10 protein-coding genes and 5 tRNA genes are annotated in these 14,358 nt (G+C 55.3%); 4 read left to right on the top strand and 11 right to left on the bottom strand.

Annotation, left to right across the window (positions count from 1 at the left end; all coding sequences use genetic code 11):
* Window positions 1–8: 8 nt before the first annotated feature.
* The 7 genes from thrS to PT279_RS08610 all read right to left on the bottom strand — a co-directional run bounded on the left by thrS (window position 9) and on the right by PT279_RS08610 (window position 4,181).
* Window positions 9–2,042 carry a threonine--tRNA ligase gene (thrS, locus tag PT279_RS08640; protein WP_277167013.1) on the bottom strand — a complete coding sequence of 678 codons (2,034 nt, stop codon included), beginning with the start codon at window positions 2,040–2,042 and terminating at the stop codon, window positions 9–11.
* 390 nt (window positions 2,043–2,432) lie between these two features.
* Window positions 2,433–2,505 (bottom strand) — tRNA-Gly (locus PT279_RS08635).
* 200 nt (window positions 2,506–2,705) lie between these two features.
* Entirely contained in the window at window positions 2,706–3,674 is a 969-nt protein-coding gene (locus PT279_RS08630; RefSeq protein ID WP_277167012.1) for a cation diffusion facilitator family transporter, read from the bottom strand.
* A gap of 103 nt (window positions 3,675–3,777) precedes the next feature.
* Window positions 3,778–3,850: transfer RNA gene (locus tag PT279_RS08625), tRNA-Val, on the bottom strand.
* Between the two features lie 48 nt (window positions 3,851–3,898).
* A tRNA-Val gene (locus tag PT279_RS08620) sits at window positions 3,899–3,971 on the bottom strand.
* A gap of 36 nt (window positions 3,972–4,007) precedes the next feature.
* A tRNA-Cys gene (locus tag PT279_RS08615) sits at window positions 4,008–4,078 on the bottom strand.
* 30 nt (window positions 4,079–4,108) lie between these two features.
* Window positions 4,109–4,181 (bottom strand) — tRNA-Gly (locus PT279_RS08610).
* A 228-nt stretch (window positions 4,182–4,409) separates the two neighbouring features.
* Between PT279_RS08610 and PT279_RS08605 the strand changes: the two genes are divergently transcribed.
* Window positions 4,410–5,288 carry a PAC2 family protein gene (locus PT279_RS08605; RefSeq protein WP_277167011.1) on the top strand — a complete coding sequence of 293 codons (879 nt, stop codon included), beginning with the start codon at window positions 4,410–4,412 and terminating at the stop codon, window positions 5,286–5,288.
* A 139-nt stretch (window positions 5,289–5,427) separates the two neighbouring features.
* Here the strand turns inward: PT279_RS08605 and uppP are convergent, their stop codons facing one another.
* The gene (gene uppP / locus PT279_RS08600; protein ID WP_277167010.1) at window positions 5,428–6,342 is read right to left on the bottom strand and encodes an undecaprenyl-diphosphatase UppP; all 915 of its coding nucleotides are present in this window, start codon (window positions 6,340–6,342) and stop codon (window positions 5,428–5,430) included.
* 266 nt (window positions 6,343–6,608) lie between these two features.
* Between uppP and PT279_RS08595 the strand changes: the two genes are divergently transcribed.
* Window positions 6,609–7,400: a fructosamine kinase family protein gene (locus PT279_RS08595; protein ID WP_277167009.1), complete on the top strand. Its 792-nt coding sequence runs from the start codon at window positions 6,609–6,611 to the stop codon at window positions 7,398–7,400.
* A 110-nt stretch (window positions 7,401–7,510) separates the two neighbouring features.
* Here the strand turns inward: PT279_RS08595 and dnaJ are convergent, their stop codons facing one another.
* Both dnaJ and hrcA read right to left on the bottom strand, forming a co-directional pair.
* Entirely contained in the window at window positions 7,511–8,656 is a 1,146-nt protein-coding gene (gene dnaJ, locus PT279_RS08590; protein WP_277167008.1) for a molecular chaperone DnaJ, read from the bottom strand.
* 82 nt (window positions 8,657–8,738) lie between these two features.
* Window positions 8,739–9,827 carry a heat-inducible transcriptional repressor HrcA gene (hrcA, locus tag PT279_RS08585; protein WP_277167007.1) on the bottom strand — a complete coding sequence of 363 codons (1,089 nt, stop codon included), beginning with the start codon at window positions 9,825–9,827 and terminating at the stop codon, window positions 8,739–8,741.
* A 286-nt stretch (window positions 9,828–10,113) separates the two neighbouring features.
* On the opposite strand from hrcA, the gene tkt reads away from it, so the two are divergent.
* Both tkt and tal read left to right on the top strand, forming a co-directional pair.
* Window positions 10,114–12,213, top strand: a complete 2,100-nt coding sequence (gene tkt, locus PT279_RS08580) for a transketolase (RefSeq protein WP_277167006.1) — start codon at window positions 10,114–10,116, stop codon at window positions 12,211–12,213.
* A gap of 123 nt (window positions 12,214–12,336) precedes the next feature.
* Window positions 12,337–13,440 (top strand): transaldolase, encoded by a 1,104-nt coding sequence (gene tal / locus PT279_RS08575; protein ID WP_277167005.1) that lies wholly within the window; start codon window positions 12,337–12,339, stop codon window positions 13,438–13,440.
* A gap of 97 nt (window positions 13,441–13,537) precedes the next feature.
* Here the strand turns inward: tal and PT279_RS08570 are convergent, their stop codons facing one another.
* Window positions 13,538–14,335, bottom strand: a complete 798-nt coding sequence (locus tag PT279_RS08570; protein WP_277167004.1) for an alpha/beta fold hydrolase — start codon at window positions 14,333–14,335, stop codon at window positions 13,538–13,540.
* Between the last annotated feature and the right edge of the window lie 23 nt (window positions 14,336–14,358).

Raw genomic sequence — 14,358 nt, 5'->3', positions numbered from 1 at the left:
TATTTCTCTTACTTGGTCGCCGCGGCGAAATCGTCGGCGTTGTTGACCTGGGCGCGGGACTTGATGACTTTAAGGATATCAGCCTTGGCCGTATCAACCGGGACGCCGTTGAGTTGGCTGCCATCGCGGAAGCGGAAACTCACTGCGTTCTTGTTGACATCATCCTCGCCGACAATCAGCGTGAACGGCACCTTGGACTTGGAAGCGTTGCGGATCTTCTTGCCGAAACGATCGTCGGAGGTATCCATCTCGCAGCGCACGGTCTCCTGGGTAAGAGAATCGATGAACTTCTGAAGATGGGGCGCGAACTCGTCGGCCACCGGGATGCCTGTGACCTGCACAGGAGCAAGCCAAACCGGGAAGGCGCCGGCATAATGCTCAAGAAGGATGGCGAAGAAGCGCTCGATCGAGCCGAACAGGGCGCGGTGAATCATTACCGGACGCTGGTGGGTACCATCCTTGGCGATGTATTCGAGTTTGAACCGCTCAGGCAGGTTGAAGTCAAGCTGAATGGTCGAGATCTGCCAGGTACGGCCGATCGCGTCACGGGCCTGAACGGAAATCTTCGGGCCATAGAACGCAGCCCCACCCGGATCGGCCACAAGGTCGAGGCCGGATTCCTCGGCGACCTCACGCAGTGTTTCGGTGGCTTCTGTCCAGATTTCATCGGAACCGACGAACTTCTTCTCGTCCTTGGTGGAAAGTTCAAGGTAGAAGTCGCTTAGACCAAAATCTCGCAGTACCTTCAGCACGAAGTTCAGGATGGACTTGAGTTCGTCCTTCATCTGCTCACGGGTGCAGTAGATGTGGGAGTCGTCCTGCGTCAAACCACGCACGCGGGTCAGACCATGGACCTCGCCGCTCTTCTCATAGCGGTAGACGGTGCCGAACTCAAAGAGGCGCAGCGGCAGTTCCTTGTAGGAGCGCTGGCGGGACTTGAAGATGAGGTTGTGCATCGGGCAGTTCATCGGCTTCAGGTAGTAGTCGAAACCCTTCTTGGTGACGTTGCCGTCTTCATCCACCTCCTCGTCAAGGTGCATCGGAGGGAACATTCCGTCCTTGTACCACTGCAAGTGGCCGCTGGTCTCGTAGAGGCCGCCCTTGGTGATGTGCGGGGTCTGCACGAAGCTGTATCCGGCCTTACGGTGCATTTCGCGGGAGTAATCCTCCATGGCATTGATGACTGCGCCACCCTTCGGGTGGAAAACGGGCAGGCCGGGTCCGATCTCCTCGGGGAAGGAGAAGAGGTCCATTTCGGCGCCGAGCTTGCGATGGTCACGCTTTGCAGCCTCTTCCATGCGAGCTTGATAAGCCTTCAGGTCTTCTTTGGAGGCCCAAGCCGTGCCATAGATGCGCTGCATCGAAGGATTGTGCTCGTCACCGAGCCAGTAGGCAGCAGCGGTACGCTCCAGCTTGGATGCCTTGATATAACGGGTGTTGGGAAGGTGTGGTCCTTGGCAGAGGTCTTTCCAGATAATGTTGCCATCGCGGTCAATATTGTCATACATCGTGATCTCGCCTTGATTCGGCACTTCAGTGCCGACGGTCTCATCGATGTCTTCCTTCTTCTTACCGATGAGCTCGAGTTTGTAGGGCTGGTCGGCTTCTTCTTTTCGGGCCTCGTCCTCGCTGACCACGCGGCGACGGAAGGACTGGGAGGACTTGATGATGCGCTTCATGCGCTTGTCAATTTCCTTTAAATCGTCGGGCGTGAAGGGCTTGTCGACGTCGAAATCGTAATAGAAGCCGTTTTCGATGGCCGGTCCGATGCCGAGCTTGGCATCCGGACGAATCTCCTGCACGGCCTGCGCCATGACGTGCGTAGCGGAGTGACGCATGATCGCCAGCCCGTCCTCGCTGTCCAAAGCGATGGGTTCGACAGTGTCTCCGTCATGAAGCGGGGTGTAAAGGTCACGAGGCTTGCCGTTCAAGCGGACCGCGATGATGTTCTTGTCTTCGGCGAAAAGATCGGTGCCGGTCTGCGTGGCTTCCACCTCCTTCGCTTTGCCGTTGAGTTTGATGGAGATGGTTTGTTCAGCCATGGTTATGGTGTCCTTTGCTTTCAGGGCCCGCGTTACTAGGGGCAGGCCTGGACTGTAAATCAACAGTGATAACGATATGAGTTATGCGCGACATGAGACTAAAAGCAATGAATGTTTGGGAATTCTTACCGTGCGGGGGTTGGCGGATATACCTTGCACGGGACGCTCCTTGGCCGAACCGTTAAGCACAAAGTCCTGTGGGCTTTGTGTAGGTTCGGTGAGCGCGATGTACGAGCGCGAAGCTCAAATCGTTAGATTTGAGACGACCGTGTCTTACGCCCTAGCAAGGCATATCCGCCAACCCCAATCAAGAATGATAAAAGTTTTCTGAATGATTATGATAAATTGAAAACTGAAATTTTTGGCTCTGGAACGATGAGAAGGGAATAGAGCGGACAACGGGACTCGGACCCGCGCTCTCGACCTTGGCAAGGTCGCGCTTTACCAACTAAGCTATGTCCGCAAAAGACAACAGAAAATGAATATACAGGATGGTCCGGATTGACGCAACTCTCGGCGGGTTGAGCCATTTCATTCAGTGAAGGCGAGTAAAGGTTGGTCCGAGCCGCGATCCAAACCCAAGGCTAATCTCACCAGCAAATACCAGTGAAGACTGACTTACGGCAAATCCCCAATACTCGTTTCATGCATAGGAAATCTAAACTACTTGTTGTTCTGGAGTTCCTTCGTTGCTTTGGGTTTCCGATACAGATCCGGTTCCACGTAAATCTCGAAACGATAGAATGGCAAAGCCTTACGGACGGCTGATTCGATTTTGTTGATGGTCTCGACGTCGTAATCACGGTCGAGCTTGGAGGTCTGCACTTTCAGGCACAGCAGGATGTCGTCTTCGGCCATGTGCATGGCCTGCATGTTGATCAGCCGGTCGACACCAGGAGTGTCTTCGACAGCCTTACGTATGCGGCTGACCATCTCCGGCTCAACAGCCTCGCCGATAAGAAGCGAACCAGACTTGAAGCCGAGCGCAACGGCTCCCACAATAAGGATGACGCCGACGCACATGCCTCCGATCGCATCCCAGATCTCATCGCCGGTCACCAACGCCATTGAGATGCCCAGACCAGCGAAGACGAGACCGACCAAGGCAAGGGTGTCTTCCATCATCACCGAGGCCAGTTCCGCGCTTTTGGTCTTGTGCCAAAAAGCGAACAGATTGAGATTATCTACTTTAAGGGTTTTCATCCGTTCATGGGCCTCACGAATTGAGGTATGCAGCCCGTAACCTTCCAAACAGGCCGAAACGACGATAACCGCCAACGAGGCTAGCAACTCGATGGCTTCAACGCCCCGAGGCATCGAACCGTTGGTAAGATTGACAAGTTTTTCAAAACTCTGCGATGACGAGAACCATCCGCCCACGAAGAACAACAACGTGGCGACCAGGAACGAGGCAAGATACTTGGCACGATAGAGGCCGAAGGGATGGTCTTTATCTGATTTTGCAGCAGCCTTACCTCCGACCATCAGCACCAGCTCGTTGGCGCAATCTGCTACGGAGTGCACCGCCTCACTCATCATGGCGGACGAGCCGGTGAATACTGCCGCAAGTCCTTTGGCAACGGCCACGCCGACATTCGCCAATAGTGCCGTCTTCACCGAGTTACTTGCCATATTCCGTTCCTGTCTATCGACTGATAGAAAATCTTATCTATTTTGATTGTATAAAGAAACGCTGATTAAGCGTTGAAGAAAAGTGAAAAAATGAGAAAAACCGTGGGTGATGCTGGAATCGAACCAGCGACCCCTTCCGTGTGAGGGAAGTGCGCTAACCGCTGCGCTAATCACCCGATTGTGTTCACTTATGAAACAAAAACCGGAGTCTCCTCCGGTTCTCGTGGGCGATACAAGATTCGAACTTGTGACCCCTTCCGTGTCAGGGAAGTGCGCTAGCCTCTGCGCCAACCGCCCAGGTTGCTTGGAATAGGAACTTTCGTTCGTCTTCCGAGGTGGGTACGAGAGTCGAACTCGTCTATACGGCTTTGCAGGCCGCTGCCTAACCGATTGGCTAACCCACCGTAAGGTCGTGTACAACTCCTCGGACCTAGAGCGGACAACGGGACTCGGACCCGCGCTCTCGACCTTGGCAAGGTCGCGCTTTACCAACTAAGCTATGTCCGCAAAGCTTTCAATGAATTCCTTCACCGAAGCACGAGAGATAACTATATATGCTCTTCGCTCATTTTACAAGTAGCTGCGTGTCGCCCTGAAATATCAATATTTTCTCTTATTCATAACCATTGCAATACATCATTAGATTTTGTCTATTTCTACTCCTGTAGATGAAAGTCATTCACCGATGGCATAAGCCCTCAAATTTCAAGGTTTCCAACAGCTAAATTAGGATTCATGACAACTGATGCGAAAACACCGAAACCCATCATGGTTTGTGCCTTCGAAGGCTGGAACGATGCCAGTCAGGCAGCCACAAACGTGATTCGCCATCTCGTGGCAACATATGAGTCGCGAGAAATCAGGCATATTCGCACCGACAGCTATTACGATTTGCAATCTGCACGCCCCATGATCTGCCATGTCACCGGCCAGCCACGCATCATCTGGCCACAGACCACCTTCTATGAAATCACCATTGCACCCGAAATTCACGTCTACGCACAGATAGCCCCCGAACCCAATTATCGTTGGATCGACTATTGCCGTAATTCCCTACGTATCGCCGACGAGCTGGATGTCAGCGAAATCGTGACATTGGGATCGATGTTCGCCGACTGCCCGCACACCCGTCCGCTGCCCGTCGAGGAATCGGCGTTGCGCCGTGGCGAATCAAGCATCCGCGGAGGTGGCGTCAAAGACTCGCAGAATCACGGTAAAAACGACAACCCTTACGACGGGCCGGTCGGCATCCCCACAGTACTTGACTTGCTGGCCGATCAGGAGGGCTTCAATACCAATTCCATGTGGGTCTCCGTCCCGCAGTATTTGGCCGGTGACGAATGCCCGCAAGGTACATTGCAGATACTGCAACGGCTTTCACAGATGTTGGGCGTCCAGCTCAACGACGGAACATTGCCTAAGCAAGCCGTGACATGGAAAGCGCAGGCAGATGTCCTCGCCAATTGCAACGACGATCTGAAGCACTATATCCATCATCTTGAGGCCAAATACGACCTCGACCAGCAAATCGACAAACTCAGCAACGGGGTCGTTCCTCAAGGTGACCAGATTGCGCAGGAAGCCGAGGAATTCCTTTCACATATCGAAAACTAAATATCACGTTCAACGGATATTCGAATACTTGTAGGCCGATAACCGCCAGATTATTCAAATACAAAGTTGCCTGCCGATTCCATGTTCGGCAGGCAACTTTGTATTTGTTGGCATTGGCTCGTTCAAGCCCATCGGCGGATTAAATCAGAGCAGCCGTTGGTGCAATCAGGGAAGAAACAGCCTCTGCAGCAACAGGTGAAGCCTGCAATACGCCGGCAATCAAGAGAATCGCAACGACCACAGCAACGATGATGCGATAGATGGCGAATGCCTTGTACGAGAACGTCGAAACGAATTTCAGGAACGCGATGATGACGAAATAACCGACAAGGAAGCTGACAACCATCGCGGCCAATGTAGCTCCCCATCCCGGGAAATTCGGTTCGCTTCGGTAATCGCCGACGGCTTTGACGGCCTCCAGAATACCGGAGCCAAAGACTGCGGGAATGGCCATGATGAAGCTGACGCGCACGGCGTCCTCACGCGTATAGCCCATCGCACGACCGAAGGTGATGGTACCGCCTGAACGGGAAACACCGGGAATTAGCGCCAGCATCTGGCCGACACCGAACAGCAGCGCGTCCTTCCAGTTCATCTCACGAACGGTCTTACGTTCAGGGAATTTGGCGTCGACAATCCACAAAAGGATGCCGAAAAGCAGGAGCACGGTAACGGTGATCCACAGGTTGCGCAGTGTGGTTTCTATGGTTTTCTGGAACAGGACACCGGCGACAAGGATAGGCATGGTGCCGATGATGATGTACCAGCCAAACGTGGCGTCACGGTCGCCTTTGCCAAGGCGGGACTTCCAATCCTTGCCATGATGCCCGAAAAGGCAACCGAACCAGTGCGAAAGAATATTGATGATATCGTGGCGGAAATAGAGAATGACCGCAAGCTCGGTGCCGAGCTGGATGATGGCAGTGAAGGCGGCACCCGGATCCGAATGCAGCATCAGCTCGCCGACAATGCGGATATGTGCGCTCGAAGATACGGGAAGATACTCGGTGAGTGCCTGGACCAGCCCCAGAACAATGGCTTGGAAGAAATTCATAATCCCTCTTTATGCGTATCCCCGCCAGATAATCATTCTGTTTCAGCGGCTTAGGGAGCCGAATTCCTGCGAGGGTTCGTGTCTAACTTGTTTAGATTACCCAATATCTCGGAACTTCGCGGCTCACGGCCCTTGATTGTCGCACATCGCTCACACAATTGGGACGGGTACGTTAATACTTTAGAAGGGCAAACCAAGAAAATCCGCATCGTGATTACTTGCAGGATTCCGGTATAGCTGCTTCAAGCGAAACGAAGGGTGACATCATGGCAAAATATCGTAAAAGCAGGGCGTTCGCGCCAAAGGGGTTCTTCGAATGCGAAGGCAAAGGGCTCAAATGGCTTGGCGAGGCGCAATCCCAGGGCGGACCGCGCGTGGTCGACGTCTATGGCTGGGGCGACGGGTGGCTTGATATCGAACGGGTGAATTCCTGCTCCCCCACACCCAAAGCCGCACACGATTTCGGCGCAGCGTTAGCACATATGCATGATGCAGGAGCACAATATTTCGGCTCCGCTCCGGCCGGTTACGACGGAACCTGCTATTTCGGCCCCTTGCAGGACCCGGTGCCGATGGATACCGGCGAATGGACGAACCCTGTGGACTATCTTGGTGAAGGGCGTCTGCTCCCGATGGTGAGGCTCGGCATCAAACGAGGCGAATTGAATGACAACGATCTCGAAATGACGCAGGAAGTAATCGACGCCTTGCCGGATCTGCTGGGCTCTGCCGCCGAGGACAAACCGGCCCGCGTACACGGCGACCTGTGGAGCGGCAATGTGATGTGGACCGACGATTCCGGGCAGACGGAAGCAGTACTGATCGACCCTGCAGCCCACGGCGGTCACCGCGAGGAAGATTTGGCCATGCTCAATCTTTTCGGTATGCCGTATCTTGACGAAATCATCGACGGCTATGAATCGGCGCATCCGCTCAAAAAGGGATTCCCCGACCGAATCACCATCTGGCAGCTCTATCCGATCGCCGGCCACTGTGTGTTCTTCGGAGGCGGCTACGTCAGCGAGTACCGTGCGATGTGTCGCTCGTTGCTCTCATGAAACCGATGCAAAAGTGCCCTGAATAATCGATAATCACCGGTTTAAAAAGTTCCATCAAATAAAACCGCCGAAGCTACATTGATTTCAATCGTAGCTTCGGCGCAAATCATTTAGTGAAGGGCGTCCTTGATCTTGTCGAAGAAGCCCTTCCTGTTGGTAGCAGGCTTTGCGCTTTGACTCACATTTGAGGCACCGGCATCGTGGCTTTGCGCGAATTGCTGGATAAGGTCACGTTCGCCGTCGTTGAGCTTGGTGGGAATGTGCACGCTGACATGGGCGATCAGGTCGCCGCGTTCCTCGGGCTTGCGGATCTTTGCCACACCGATGCCCTTGATCGACACGGTCTCTTCAGGCTGGCAACCCTCGGGAATGCTGATGGTCTGCTTACCATCGAAGGTATCGATATCAAGGTCGTGGCCAAGCACGGCCCAGCTCATCGGGATCTGAATCCAGCAATGCAGGTCGTCGCCTTCGCGGGTAAATTGCTTGTCCGGCTTGATACGAATATCGATATAAAGGTCGCCTGCGGCGCCGCCGCCTTCACCGACCTCACCCTGATTGGCCAGACGCAGACGCGTATTGTCTTCGATACCGGCGGGAATGGTGACACCGACATCGCGCGACGTGCGAATACGGCCATTACCCTGGCAGGTCGGGCACGGATGCTCGATGATAGTGCCATGGCCTTCGCAACGCTCACATTGCGCGGTCGTCATCATCTGGCCGAGCATGGTGCGACGGACTTGCTGCCTCGACCCCTGTCCGTTGCAATCAGGACAGGTCACAGGCTTCTCGCCATTTGCCGTACCTTGACCGCCACACTTCGGACACAGACCGAATGTGTTGATCTTAACATGTGCGGTTCCGCCGAATACGGCGGTTTTCAGGTTAATCGAAGTACTGGAAAGCGCATCCCGACCGGGTTGTGTGCGAGGAATCGGTCCTTGGCCGCCGCCACCGAAAGCATTGCCGAAGAACTGGCCGAAAATATCCCCCATATCGCCAAAACCGGCTGAGGAGAAACCTGAACCTGCGTTGGGATCATTGGGATCGACGCCGGAATCATACATGCGACGCTTGTCGGGGTCGGAAAGCACCTCGTAGGCGTTGTTGACTTCCTTGAATTTGTCCTCGTACTGGGGACCGGCGATATCTGGATGATATTTACGGCTCATCTTGCGATAGGCCTTCTTGATTTCCTCGTCGCTTGCGCTGCGTTCTACGCCCAACACTTCGTAATAATCTGCTTCTGCCACTGAAATTCCTCGAATGTATTACTAATACCGAATAAGGTTAATGATGCTTTCTGCCAGTTATTGTGCCATATACCTTGGAATACTAAGCCGCCTCGTCCCTTGCGATAAGGTCGGTCAGATATCTGGCGACGGCTCGCACTGCGGTGATGGTCGTCTCATAATCCATATGGGTGGGGCCGATTGACCCCACGAAAGCGACTGGATGCGAACCCGATTCCGCAACCTCATCCGTGTCTTGACGACTATCGCCGCCGTCCCTGTCGGTCTCGCTGCGACCGTAACCGGAAGAGACCACGGAGGCGTGGATAAGACCCGGGGTCCTTGTCTCGGAACCAATGGCCACACCGACATCCTCGTTTCCCTCGCTCAAATCGCTCATCAGACGCATGATGACGACCTGTTCCTCCAGCGCGTCGAACAAAGGCGCAAGGTCGGCATGGGCCTGCTTGTGCGCCAGCTGGGAAGTTCCTGCCATATACATCTGCCCGGTGCCCTCGTCATGCGCCATGGACTCCACGGTTTTGGCAAGACTTTCGCCCAGCGGACGGACCGAACTGTATTCGGGTTCCTTGATGATGGTACGGATGCGACGTGCAGCCTGAACCAACGGCATGTCCATGCATTGCGCGTTGACGAGCTCGGAGAATCTACTCAGCGCAACCGCGTCCGGCAATTTCCTCAACGTAAACGTATGTTGGGCCACAGAGCCCGAATCGGTGATGATGACGGCCAACATCGTGGCCGCGTTCAACGGAACGATCTCTATATGGCGAAGTTTTGATTTTGAAAGCGCCGGCGAGGAGACGACCGCAACCTGGCCGGTGATATTGGCCAGAAGACGTGCGGCTCGCTGCAAGGTATCCGGCAGACTTACCGAGCCGGAAAGAAATGTTGTAATGCCGCGACGCTGTGCTTCCGAAAGCGGGACTACAGAGGCAAGACGATCGACGAAATAACGGTAGCCGCGTTCAGTCGGGATACGGCCGGCCGAGGTATGCGGCTGAATCAGATAACCCTCTTCCTCCAAAGCCGACATGTCATTTCGAATGGTCGCGGAACTTACCCCCAAGTCGTGCGCCCTTGTCAAAGCCGTCGAGCCGACGGGTTCCTGCGAACGAATATAATCCTCGACCACGGCCCTCAGGACCAGCATGCGTCTTGACTGTGTCATCGGACCTCCTTCCATGGTCATATCCACACAAATGTATCTATCAGTATACCAAAGTATTAGCACTCTTGGTCGGAGAGTGCTAATCGTTCCACTCTCAGAAAATTCGGTCATATTGCATGACTTTGCCAACGTGAACGCTAACATAACAAAACATACCAAACGTGTTCAAAACCGCACTTTTCGTCGGCTCTTAAAGTTAGCATGAAAGTGCAATGTGAGGGTGCTCTGCGGCGCGGAATAAGCCGCGTTTGCGGCATCCGGAATATTGGAAGGAAAGTAACAACCTATGACCGATTTCACATGGTCGGATTTGGACGAGCGCGCCGTCAAGATGGCGAAGGTGCTCTCCGCGGATGCGGTTGAGCGGGCTGGCAGCGGCCACCCGGGCTCCCCCATTTCCCTGGCTCCAATCGCCTACACGCTTTATCAGCATTACATCAAGCACGATCCCAACGACCCCAACTGGGATGGTCGTGATCGTTTCATCCTTTCCGGCGGGCATGCCTCGCTGACGCAGTATGTCCAGCTCTACTTCTCCGGCTACGGCTTGACCATCGACGATCTCAAGTATTTCCGCGGCGGCGCTGACACACGTACCCCAGGCCATCCTGAAGTCGGACTGACCCCCGGCATCGAAATGACCACAGGCCCTCTCGGCCAAGGTCTTGCCTCAGCTGTTGGCTTTGCTTACGGTCAGCGTTTCGAACGCGGTCTGCTCGACCCGAACGCACCCGAAGGCACCTCGCCCTTCGATCATAAGATCTGGGTCATCTGCGGTGAAGGCGACGTCGAGGAAGGCGTCTCTTCCGAGGCCTCCTCGCTTGCCGGCAACGAGCATCTCGGCAATCTGACCGTGATCTTCGATGCCAACCACATCCAGATCGAGGGTGACACCAAGCTCACCTTCTCTGAAGACATCCTCAAGCGTTACGAGGCCTACGGCTGGTACACCGACGAAGTCAGCTTCGTCCAGCCCGACGGCTCCTACAAGGAGGACACCGCGGCCCTCGCTGCGGCGCTCGACAAGGCCGAACAGGTCACCGATCGCCCGAAGTTCATCAAGGTGGACACCCTGATGGCTTGGCCGACCCCGGGCAAGACCAACAACGAATCCGCCCACGGCTCCAAGCTGGGTCCGGAAGCCGTTGCCGGTTTGAAGAAGGTCCTCGGCTTTGACCCCGACGTCGACTTCCCCATCGATGAAGAGGCACTTGCCCATGCCCGTAAGGTCGCCGATCGCGGCCTTGAGGCTCACAAAGAATGGGACGAGAAGCTCGCCGCCTGGCGCAAGGCCAACCCCGAGCAGTCCAAGCTCTATGACCGTATCAAGGCCCACGAGCTGCCCGAAGGCTTCGATGAAGCCATCGATGAGCTCGAAAAAGGCTTCGCTGCCGGTGATCAGGCTGCGACCCGTAAGTCCTCCGGCCAAGTTCTCAATGCCATTGCCAAGGTCATGCCGGAACTCTGGGGTGGCTCCGCCGACCTCGGTGGTTCCAACAAGACCGACATCAACGGTGCTGAGACCTTCGGTCCCAAGGCCGATGAAACCCGCACCTGGCCTGAAGCCAGCAAGTACGGCCGTCAGCTGCATTTCGGCGTGCGTGAGTTCGCCATGGGCGCCATCACCAACGGCATCCTGCTTGGCAGCGACACCCGTCCGTTCGGTGGCACGTTCTTCCAATTCTCGGATTACGAACGCCCGGCCGTGCGTCTTGCCGCGCTGATGAAGATTCCGAACCTCTACGTCTGGAGCCATGATTCCGTGGCGCTTGGCGAAGACGGCCCGACCCACCAGCCGATCGAACATCTCGCAGCCTTCCGCGCCATGCCTGATATGGAAGTCGTGCGTCCTGCCGACGAGTTCGAGACCGCCGAGGCCTACCGTTACTTCTTCGAGAAGAAGAACACGCTGCCCACCGCAATGATTCTTACCCGTCAAGGTGTGCCGACGCTTGCCGAAACCGCCGAAAAGGCGCGTGACGGTGTGCGCAAAGGCGCTTACATCCTCGTTGACACCGATGGCGAGCCTGATGTCATCATCATGGCCACCGGTTCCGAGGTCCAGTGGGCTATCGAGGGCGCCAAGACGCTCGCCGGCAAGGGTGTGAAGGCCCGCGTCGTCTCCATGCCGTCCATGGAATGGTTCGAGGAGCAGGACGACGACTACAAGGAAGCCGTTCTTCCGAAGTCCGTTAAGGCCCGTGTTTCCATCGAAGCCGGCGTCGCCCAGCCTTGGTACAAGTACCTCGGCAGCTACGGCAAGCCGATCTCCATCGAGCGTTTCGGCCTGCAGGGCGATGGCGCACAGAACATGATCGACCTCGGCATCACTGCCGAGCATGTGGTCGAAGCTGCTGAAGCCTCCATCGAAGAGGCTCGCGCCTGAGGTCAGACCTCGACAATATAAGAGCGATACGGTTATCGGACGGTTCATAAGAACCACGAATAACCGTATCGCTTGAAATGAAAAACATTTTTCCAATACCGATATTGGAACAAGGAGAAAAATATGACAGAAGCAACACAGCGTACCAGTGATTCTGGTGTTTCGATCTGGCTCGACGACCTCGATCGCACCCGCATCACCTCCGGCAATCTGCAGGAACTCATCAAGACCAAGAACGTCGTTGGCGTGACCACCAACCCGTCCATCTTCCAGAAGGCGTTGGCCCAGGTCGGACCTTACGACGAACAGCTCAAGGAACTCGGCAAGATCAACGTCGAGGACGCCGTACGTGAACTGACCACCACCGATGTACGCAACGCCACCGATATCTTCCGCGAAGTCGCCGAGAAGACCGATTACGTTGACGGCCGCGTTTCCATCGAGGTCGATCCTCGTCTGGCGCACGACACCGAGAACACCGAGAAGCAGGCCGAACTGCTTTGGAAGATGGTCGACCGTCCGAACGCTCTGATCAAGATCCCAGCAACCCTCGAAGGTCTTCCTGCCATCACCGCCACGCTCGCCAAGGGTATCTCCGTCAACGTGACGCTGATCTTCTCACTCGAGCGTTACAACCAGGTCATGGACGCTTACATCGCCGGCATGGAACAGGCCGCCAAGAACGGCCACGACCTGAGCAAGATGGCTTCCGTCGGCTCGTTCTTCGTCTCGCGCGTCGACACCGCCGTGGACAAGCTGCTCGAAGCCAACGGCTCGCCTGAGGCCAAGGCTCTGGAAGGCAAGGCCGCTGTGGCCAATGCCCGCCTCGCCTATAAGATGTGGCAAGAGAAGTTCGCCAACGATCCTCGCTGGCCTGCGCTGGCAGCCAAGGGCGCCAAGCCGCAGCGTCCACTGTGGGCCTCCACCGGCACCAAGAACGCCGCCTACTCCGACTGCAAGTACGTCGACGAGCTCGTCGCTCCCGATGTCGTCAACACCATGCCGGAAAAGACGCTCAACGCCCTCGCCGATCACGGTGATGGCAAGCCGAGCATCGAAGGCACCTATGAGGAGAGCCAGGCCGTGATGGACAAGCTCGCCGCCCTCGGCATCAACATCAAGGATGTCACTGACCAGCTCGAAGCCGATGGCGTTGCCAAGTTCATCGCCTCTTGGGATTCGGTGCTTGCCGATACCCAGGCCGGCATCGACCGAGTCAATGGCTGATTTTGGCTAATTCCCTTTAAAGGGTAGTCATAACAAATAGAACCCACGGATTTCATATCCGCGGGTTCTATTCATATCAAATAAATTAAAAGGTTAATCAATTCAATAGCTTTTTTGCCCACTCAGCGAGGAGTGATTTCACGGCTTCGGGCTGGTCGATGTGAATGTTGTGGCCGGCCGGATCGATGACTTTGTAGACGCCATTTTGATAGTGCGGGAGCAGAGCTTTCTGGTCTTCGTAGCCTACTACCTGGTCTTCTTTGCCTGTGACGATGAGCGTCGGGCCGCTATAGATTCCCATACGTTGCTCGGGATCGCCATCGAGCCAGTAGTGCTGGCCGAGCTTGGCGTTGGCGTCTCGGTCGCAGAGTTTGGTTCCAGGGAGGACATAACGCTGATAGCGTCGCCAGGCGTCGAAGGATTGGTTGACACCCATGGTCACGAAATCGATGACCTTGTCCTGCGGCAAGTGGTGAGTAAGATCGGGATTCGCATTGCTGACGACATGCTCTGCCAAATGACGATGTGACATCACTGGGTCCACGACCGGGGCAATCAATGCCAGACCTGCGACCCGTCTGGGTTCGCGCGACAGCGTGTCTCTAACCAAAGCCCCGCCCATGGAGTTGCCCAAAAGCGCAAAACGTTTATTGTCACCGACCAATTCGTTAACAGCGTTCATGAACCATTCGGCAAGTTCTGGTAATCCACCGACTCCCGGCAATGCCGAGGTCTGCCCATAACCCGGCAGATCCATATAGATACGCTGCGTACCTTCTGGAAATGCGTCATCAAGCATCATCAGCGAACGATGGTCCACACCCATACCGTGGGCGATGATGACGGGCAGCCCCTCCCCTTTGACAACCGTATATGCTTCAGGCTGCATGGCCATATAACTACTCCCCTTTTCATCCA

Source organism: Bifidobacterium sp. ESL0784, from assembly GCF_029433295.1.
Classification (GTDB): Bacteria; Actinomycetota; Actinomycetes; order Actinomycetales; family Bifidobacteriaceae; genus Bifidobacterium.
This window is presented reverse-complemented; position numbering and strand designations above follow the sequence as displayed.

Excerpts from the sequence above, each read along its gene's own strand:
- thrS (WP_277167013.1), bottom strand. The coding sequence starts at position 2,042 with ATGGCTGAACAAACCATCTCCATCAAACTCAACGGCAAAGCGAAGGAG.
- uppP (WP_277167010.1), bottom strand. The coding sequence starts at position 6,342 with ATGAATTTCTTCCAAGCCATTGTTCTGGGGCTGGTCCAGGCACTCACC.
- tkt (WP_277167006.1), top strand. The coding sequence starts at position 10,114 with ATGACCGATTTCACATGGTCGGATTTGGACGAGCGCGCCGTCAAGATG.
- tal (WP_277167005.1), top strand. The coding sequence starts at position 12,337 with ATGACAGAAGCAACACAGCGTACCAGTGATTCTGGTGTTTCGATCTGG.
- PT279_RS08605 (WP_277167011.1), top strand. The coding sequence starts at position 4,410 with ATGACAACTGATGCGAAAACACCGAAACCCATCATGGTTTGTGCCTTC.
- PT279_RS08595 (WP_277167009.1), top strand. The coding sequence starts at position 6,609 with ATGGCAAAATATCGTAAAAGCAGGGCGTTCGCGCCAAAGGGGTTCTTC.
- hrcA (WP_277167007.1), bottom strand. The coding sequence starts at position 9,827 with ATGACACAGTCAAGACGCATGCTGGTCCTGAGGGCCGTGGTCGAGGAT.
- PT279_RS08630 (WP_277167012.1), bottom strand. The coding sequence starts at position 3,674 with ATGGCAAGTAACTCGGTGAAGACGGCACTATTGGCGAATGTCGGCGTG.
- PT279_RS08570 (WP_277167004.1), bottom strand. The coding sequence starts at position 14,335 with ATGGCCATGCAGCCTGAAGCATATACGGTTGTCAAAGGGGAGGGGCTG.